The sequence below is a fragment of the Pseudomonas sp. PNPG3 genome (assembly GCF_023093815.1).
Classification (GTDB): Bacteria; Pseudomonadota; Gammaproteobacteria; order Pseudomonadales; family Pseudomonadaceae; genus Aquipseudomonas; species Aquipseudomonas asiatica.
The window spans coordinates 1-218 of sequence record NZ_JALLKV010000377.1; the positions used below are offsets into that span (position 1 = coordinate 1).

Sequence of the window (218 nt, forward strand, 5' to 3'; positions counted from 1 at the left end):
TGGCGCCGCTAGCGGGTACGGCGATGCCGTGCGGAATCAGGAAATTGCGGGCGTAGCCGGGCTTGACGTTCACCACGTCGCCGGTCTGGCCCAGCTTGCCGGGTTCAAGAAGAATCACTTGCATGTCAAGAACTCCTTATTTCCGAACCAGTTTTTCGGTGTAGGGCAGCAGGGCCATCTGGCGGGCCACCTTGATGGTCTGCGAGATGCGGCGCTGG

The 218-nt window shown here is 61.0% G+C and carries 1 protein-coding gene; it reads right to left on the bottom strand.

From position 1 onward, the window contains the following. A partial coding sequence (locus MJ643_RS31370) for a bL9 family ribosomal protein (protein ID WP_282103312.1) occupies positions 1-124 on the bottom strand: 124 nt, incomplete at its 3' end. Between the last annotated feature and the right edge of the window lie 94 nt (positions 125-218).